Below are 6,236 nucleotides of genomic sequence, written 5' to 3'. Positions count from 1 at the left end.
TCTGTACGATTCCGGCGTTCAGGGTGACGGGGACGAGGGTATCATTCCCTGTTTCGGGGGTATTTTCACTGTTGGTGCAGCTTGCCAGCAGGGCGAGGGCTGCGAGGAGAAGAAGTTGGGGTTTCATATCTTTTTGGTATTAATTATTAATGTGTAATAAGTTCGTGTTCGTCCGCTTTATCCGCGTCGTCCGCATATCCATTTGCATCCATGTCGGTTTCCGTTCCCGGCGTCCAGTCTTCTATGCTTCCGCTGATGCCGGCTTCTTCCACGCTTTGGTATAGCGAGAGTTTTCCGGTGAGGGTGAACATATCCGTACTGCCGCTGACGTCGAACCGGTTGAAGGTAGTCAGCAGTGGACTCAGATTGTAGGTTTCGGTTTGCGGTTCACCTTCGGAGTAGTGCAGGGTGAGGGTCAGTTCCTGGGGGACTCCGGAGGCTATGCCCAGCAGGCGGTGGCCGGCGGATAGGGTGTTGCCGTCTTGTGTAAAGTTCAGGCGGATATTTCCGGTGGTGCTGTTCCGGGGTGTGGTTCCGGAGACGCTTCGTTCTGCGGCCACTCCGGACAGGGTTGCTTCGATGCCGGTTATCAATTCCGGGCTTCCTTTATCCACGTTCAGTGAGAGTTTCAGCATCCTTGTTTGCGGATACATCTTGAGGGAGAGGCGGTTTTCCTGTTCCGGATTTACGGGCACGGTGCTCTCGGCGGCACAGAAGTGTGAGGGTTCGCGTAGCAGCCCGTCCTCACCGATGGAGAGGTGGAAGAGGGAGCCGTTGAAGCTTACGTTCGCGGCGTCGTGCCAGGCGATGATGTGATATTCGGCTTCCAGCAGTGCCAGAGTGGCGGTAGCGTCGGACTCCAGGGTGAAGAGGGTATCGAGATGAATGTCCTGATGCGTGCCGCTGATGCGTATTTGCAGGGCGGAGGCGGTGGCCGACTGTCCTTGCCAGTCGGCGCTGATGTGCGTAGGGGCGGTGTATAGTTCTTCGTGGCTGAAGAGCTCCTTGCGTTCGCAACTGCACAGGCCAAGGACCATGAGCAGAAGCAGGCAGCTATATAAATACTTCATAGCGTAATTATAAATCATAAATTATAAATCATAAATTGTAGATGATACTCACGTGCAGGCCTGTCAGTCCCATGAGGTTTCGGGTGCGGGTTCCGTTCTGTTCGTATTTGCCGAAGCGTGAGTTCCAGAGGTAGCGGTCGTATCGGGTGTGGATGTATCCCAGGCCGAAGCCGGCATCCACGTACCAGTGTCCGCGGAGGCAGAAGCGGTATCCGGCTGTAATTCCGGCGAGGAGGGCTTCGCCTTGGGAGCCACGGCTGAAGAAGGTGTCGTCGAACTCTCCGCCGCGGACTGCGAGGCCGATGTGGGTGCGGCGGAAGCCCCATCGAGGGGTTTGCAGCCAGTATCGCAGCTCGCCGCCGACGCTCCAAGTGGGGGTGGTGTGGGTGCGGTGGCTGTAGTTCCACATACCGTAGGAGGCGTCGGCGGCGAGGCTCCAGCGGTTTGCGAGGTAGAGTTCGGCTCCCAGGTTGGGGGCGAGGGTGGCCCAGGAGAGCAGATTGGTGCTCAGCGCCCAGCGGGGATGCGGGGTGGGGCTGTCTTGCGTTTCTTGGTTTTCTTGTCCTCGCACGGGTTGGGTGCAGAGGAAGGTCAGTGCCAAGAGCACTGTGGATAAAATTGTTCTATACATATCTGTTCTATAATTAGAGTTATATACTATGGTTATGTAAGGAACAACGGGAAACGCGTGGGGTTATATTTCTTCCATCCTTGCCAGCTCCCAACCGCTGAATTGCATCACGATGCAGTGCAGCCGGGTGTCCTGTATCATCTGCCTGACGCGGGGGGCTTCGGTGTAGAGGCGGAGTTGTCTTACGGCGTCCTGCCATTGGTCTTCGGCGTGGGCTTCGTAGTCCTTGGCGGAGAGGTATTTCAGTTCCAGGATGTAGCTGTGCTTCACTTCGGGATACCTCATGAGGTCGGGCATCAGGAAGAGGTCGCAGAAGCCGTGGTTCAGTTCCATCTCGGGTGCGGTGAGGTAGTAGGAGTTGATGCTGAGGTAGGCTTGCAGGAAGCCTTGGATGTTTCGTTCACCCTCTATCAGGCTGCGCACAGAGGAATTGTCCTTGTAGGCTTGGGCGATGAATTCGAGGGCGGGGCGCCACTGGCCGTCGTAGGCCATGTATTTGTAGATGCTTCGCAGATTGCTCAGGTCGAGGCTGTCGGTGGCGGCTTTCTGGAACTCTTCCAGCAAGTATTCGTAGTACTGCTTGCGTACGTTGTTGTTGGGGATGCCCAGCACCAGCTGGTCGCCGTCCGTACCGGTGAGGGTGAGCATGCCGTAGTAGAAGAGCAGGCTGGGGAACACCTTGGCGTCGGTGATTCGCTCGGCGGGGAAGGTGGTGAAGAGTTCGGAGGTGATCCGTCCTTCCTCGGCGATGCGGTGCATCACGCCCCGGCGGTCGCCGTCCAAATGATCGAGCTGGATAAGCCTCTTCATCTTGGTATAGTCGGTGCGGGTGTTGGGGTCTATCATCTGTTTGGGAGAGCAGCCTTCATCTATATAGTTCCGCAGATAGTAGAACACCATGTCGCAGTTGAACATCTTGGGGTCACGGTCCAGACTGGCTTCGGCGAAGCAGTAGTTGTCGTACCAGGGTTTCATTTCGGCAATCATCTGGTCGATGTCTCCGTTGTGCCAGCCGGCATCCTTGTAGTATTGCAGAATTTCCCGGACGTCGGTCTCGCTGAAGCCGAGCATCTGGTTGAACTGGGATTTGATTGAGATGTTCCAGCCTATGTTGAAGCCGCTGCTGAGGTCGTCGAGGGTGACGGGGCTGACGCCGATCATGAAGATGCGCTCGAACATGCCCTTGAACTTCTTGAACACTTCGCGGTAGAAGCCGGTGGCGTGGGTGATGGCGTGGTATATCTCGTGGCCTTGCTCGTTGAGCACGTTGTTGGTGAAGTTGTCGTACTCATCGATGATGAGGTAGAGGCGGGCTCCACTGTTCTGGGCTTTCCAGTTCAGGAAGTTCAGCTTTTGGGTGGAGGTGGTTTGCTCTTTCATCTCTTGGGCGAATCCGGGATAGTAGCACGACTGGTAGATGGAGGCGAAGTTGTCCAAGCTTCCGCAGCAATAGTCGTTGAAGTTGCGGGCGAGTTCTTCGCCCACTCCGCCGCCTACACGGGAGAAGTCCATGTGCAGCACCTGATACACGCCTTGCAGGGGTGTGGGGCGGCTGCCTATCCAGAGGTTGCCGAAGCGTGCCCGGAACTTGTCCTTCTGCGAGAGGTCGTAATAGGCCTTCAGCATACTCAGGAAGATGCTCTTACCGAAGCGGCGGGGGCGGACGAGGAACAGGTTGCTGGGTTGCTGCTCCAGCAGGGGCAGGTACATGGTCTTGTCTACATAATATTGGTTCTGCTCCACTACTTCGGTGAAGCTGGAGATGCCGTAGGGTATTCGTTTGATATCTTCCATATCGGTGCATGTTTTTGATTACGGACAAAAGTACTCTATTCCTTCCTAATGCACAAGGGCAGAAGGAAGAAATAGAGTGAAAGTTTCCGGTTTCCCGTTGTTCCAGTATGTCAAAGATCGAGGGGGCGGTGGCGGTTCCCCCGGTTCCCGGTTCTTCCCGTTCCCGGATTCCGGCGGATATGTTATCCCCCGTTCTCCGGTTCCGGTCCGGCTCCGGCGGATATGTTATCCGCCGGTGCAGGAGTATCAGGATTTTAAATCCGAGCTGTCATGGGGATAAGCCGGGATCTTGCGGATTATAAATCCTGATACTCGGGACAATCGGATTACAAATCCGATTGAACGGTGTATGTTATCCGACGGACAACGGTGTCAGGGTGCTGTCCAGTGCCCTGAATAGCGTGCTGCATCGGTGTGGTACAGCTCATCGTCAGGACCGTTGTAGTCGTAGTGAATGGCTTTCCAGCTGACCCCGCCCCATGACTGGCAGGCAGCGGCATTGGAGCTGAACATTGCTGCGGGCACATCTCTCAGGAAGAGGGTGACGGGGGAGGATTGGGAGAATGTATCACTCGTGGTGGCGGGCAGGAAGAGGCCGGACGGGACGTTGAAGTCACAGCCGCTGAGGACGATGTCTTCGAGTTTGGGGCAGTTCTCGAATGCCCACTCTCCTATGCTTGTCAGGCTTTGTGGCAGGCTGATGCTTGCCAGGGAGGTGCAATTGGAGAATGCGCCTATTCCTATACTCGTCACCCCTTGTGGCAGGCTGATGCTTGCCAGGGAGGTACAATTGGAGAATGTGAAGTTTTCTATACTTGTCACCCCTTGTGGCAGGCTGATGCTTGCCAGGGAGGTGCAATCGGAGAATGCGCTGCTTCCTATACTCGTCAGTCCTTGTGGCAGGCTGATGCTTGCCAGGGAGGTGCAGAATTGGAATGTGTTATCTTCTATACTCGTCAGTCCTTGTGGCAGGTCGATGCTTGTCAGGGAGTTGCAGTAGTAGAATGCGCCTATTCCTATACTCGTCAGTCCTTGTGGCAGGTCGATGCTTGTCAGAGATTTGCAGTTGCTGAATGCCCACTCTCCTATGCTTGTCAGGCTTTGTGGCAGGTCGATGCTTGTCAGGGAAGTACAGTAGTAGAATGCGTCTATTCCTATACTCGTCAGTCCTTGTGGCAGGCTGATGCTTGTCAGAGAGTTGCAGTAGCCGAATGCCCGCTCTCCTATGCTTGTCAGGCTTTGTGGCAGGCTGATGCTTGCCAGGGAGGTACAGCGGTTGAATGCTTTGCTTCCTATACTCGTCACCCCCGTCGCCAGAATACATAAATCCGTGATGCTGTTGTTATAAGTAAATGCTGCCAGATTTTCCATGTCCGTATTATTCATCTTTCCCGTGATTACGATCTTCTTCTTTGCTCCTACACTGTTTGTCAGCCATTCTCCACTCATATTTCCTTCCGTCGCCTCCACCACAGCTACGTCCACATTACTGTCATCCACATCCACTATCTGCACCTGTCCTCCCGCTTTCAGACCATCACTGCTGACATTCGACTTCTTAGCCTTGCTGTCTGTCAGGTAGCTGATTTCCGTTGCGCCGGGCAATATGTATGCGTTGTACATCAGTCCCGCTTCCTTGTACATCTCCATCACGGATTTCCCGGCTTCTCCGTTCTCTGTCGTGGGGCTGAGGGCGTTTACCTGTCGCAGCGTTATCCGGCTTGCATCGCTCACTATCTGTACATGCACCAGGGGACATCCGAGGTTCAAACTGATGGGGACGTCACGTTGGGGCGTTTGCGCAGTTGCGATTGGCGTGATGCGCAGTTGTCCCCATTCTTCGTAACTGTCCGCTGTCCAGGCGGTGGGCAGGCAGATGGCGGGGGTGAAGCCGATGATTTTACCGGCATCTGTGGCGTCTGTCAGGATGTTCGCATTGGGCGTACCGGTGGCGGGGCTGACGGCGTAGAAGCGGTGCTCATCGCCGGAAGATTGCCAGCATAGCGGCTCGCTGCCCGGTTGGAGTTGCCAGGAGGTGGTGGTGGTGGAGGGAGCGCCCGGGGTGGCGGCGGAGGTGTAGACGTAGTTTGCGTGGTGGCATACTGTGGCTCCGTCCGTGCCCGTGGGGCTGAACATGAATACGGTCATGGTTCGCCCTTCCACGAGGAAGTTTCCGGTGTCGTCGGTGAGGGTGCGGGTATCGGCGTCGGTGCCGGTGGTGGCACTGTTGGCGGTTATTGCGATGTTGCCTATCTGTATCGGTTGTCCGGTCAGGTCTTCCGTTGCGGCGGGGGTGTCGGGGGCTTCGGGGAGGGGAAGCTCGTCGGTGAAGCCCGCGCACGACGCGACGCACATACTGAGCGCGACGGCGCAGAGGAAGGATCGGAGGGAGGAGTAAGGAGTCATAAATATAAGTATTAAATAGTTACGAGTTACAAGTTACAAGCTACGAGTGCCTTTCGGGATCATAGTTACGAGCTACGGGTTGCGGTTGTACGATCCGGGTCTTGCGGATTATAAATCCTGATACTCGGGACAATCGGATTACAAATCCGATTGAACGGTGCTTGTAGCTTGTAACTCGTAGCTAATTCACACATTTTCACAGAGGGTCCTCGGGGTTAGGCTAAGTAGGGTCATACTTTGCCGTTAAAGTAGGGGTATACTTTGCGGTTAAAGTATGGGTATACTTGGTCCGGCACGAGGAGGGGGCTTCCGAAGGGCTGTTTTCGTCCTTCGTT

The 6,236-nt window shown here is 55.3% G+C and carries 4 protein-coding genes; all 4 read right to left on the bottom strand.

The features are described from left to right. Window positions 1-146 precede the first annotated feature (146 nt). The 4 genes from BACCELL_RS26715 to BACCELL_RS25635 all read right to left on the bottom strand — a co-directional run bounded on the left by BACCELL_RS26715 (window position 147) and on the right by BACCELL_RS25635 (window position 5,901). Complete coding sequence (locus BACCELL_RS26715) at window positions 147-1,070, bottom strand: hypothetical protein (RefSeq protein WP_169309592.1); 924 nt, start codon at window positions 1,068-1,070, stop codon at window positions 147-149. Between the two features lie 28 nt (window positions 1,071-1,098). Next, a complete protein-coding gene (locus tag BACCELL_RS25855; RefSeq protein ID WP_081450789.1) occupies window positions 1,099-1,701 on the bottom strand; it encodes a DUF3575 domain-containing protein in 603 nt (200 codons plus the stop codon). A gap of 63 nt (window positions 1,702-1,764) precedes the next feature. Further along, complete coding sequence (locus BACCELL_RS01240; RefSeq protein WP_007209663.1) at window positions 1,765-3,495, bottom strand: ATP-binding protein; 1,731 nt, start codon at window positions 3,493-3,495, stop codon at window positions 1,765-1,767. 372 nt (window positions 3,496-3,867) lie between these two features. Then, window positions 3,868-5,901, bottom strand: coding sequence for a leucine-rich repeat domain-containing protein (locus BACCELL_RS25635; RefSeq protein ID WP_085961906.1), 2,034 nt, complete (start codon window positions 5,899-5,901; stop codon window positions 3,868-3,870). Window positions 5,902-6,236 lie beyond the last annotated feature (335 nt).

The sequence above is a fragment of the Bacteroides cellulosilyticus DSM 14838 genome (assembly GCF_000158035.1).
Classification (GTDB): domain Bacteria; phylum Bacteroidota; class Bacteroidia; order Bacteroidales; family Bacteroidaceae; genus Bacteroides; species Bacteroides cellulosilyticus.
The sequence above is the reverse complement of the archived record's forward strand: the minus strand, read 5'-3'. Positions and strand labels throughout refer to the sequence as shown.

Bases quoted from the DNA above. Each gene is read 5' to 3' on its own strand.
- BACCELL_RS25635 (WP_085961906.1), bottom strand. From the start codon at position 5,901: ATGACTCCTTACTCCTCCCTCCGATCCTTCCTCTGCGCCGTCGCGCTC.
- BACCELL_RS25855 (WP_081450789.1), bottom strand. From the start codon at position 1,701: ATGTATAGAACAATTTTATCCACAGTGCTCTTGGCACTGACCTTCCTC.
- BACCELL_RS01240 (WP_007209663.1), bottom strand. From the start codon at position 3,495: ATGGAAGATATCAAACGAATACCCTACGGCATCTCCAGCTTCACCGAA.
- BACCELL_RS26715 (WP_169309592.1), bottom strand. From the start codon at position 1,070: ATGAAGTATTTATATAGCTGCCTGCTTCTGCTCATGGTCCTTGGCCTG.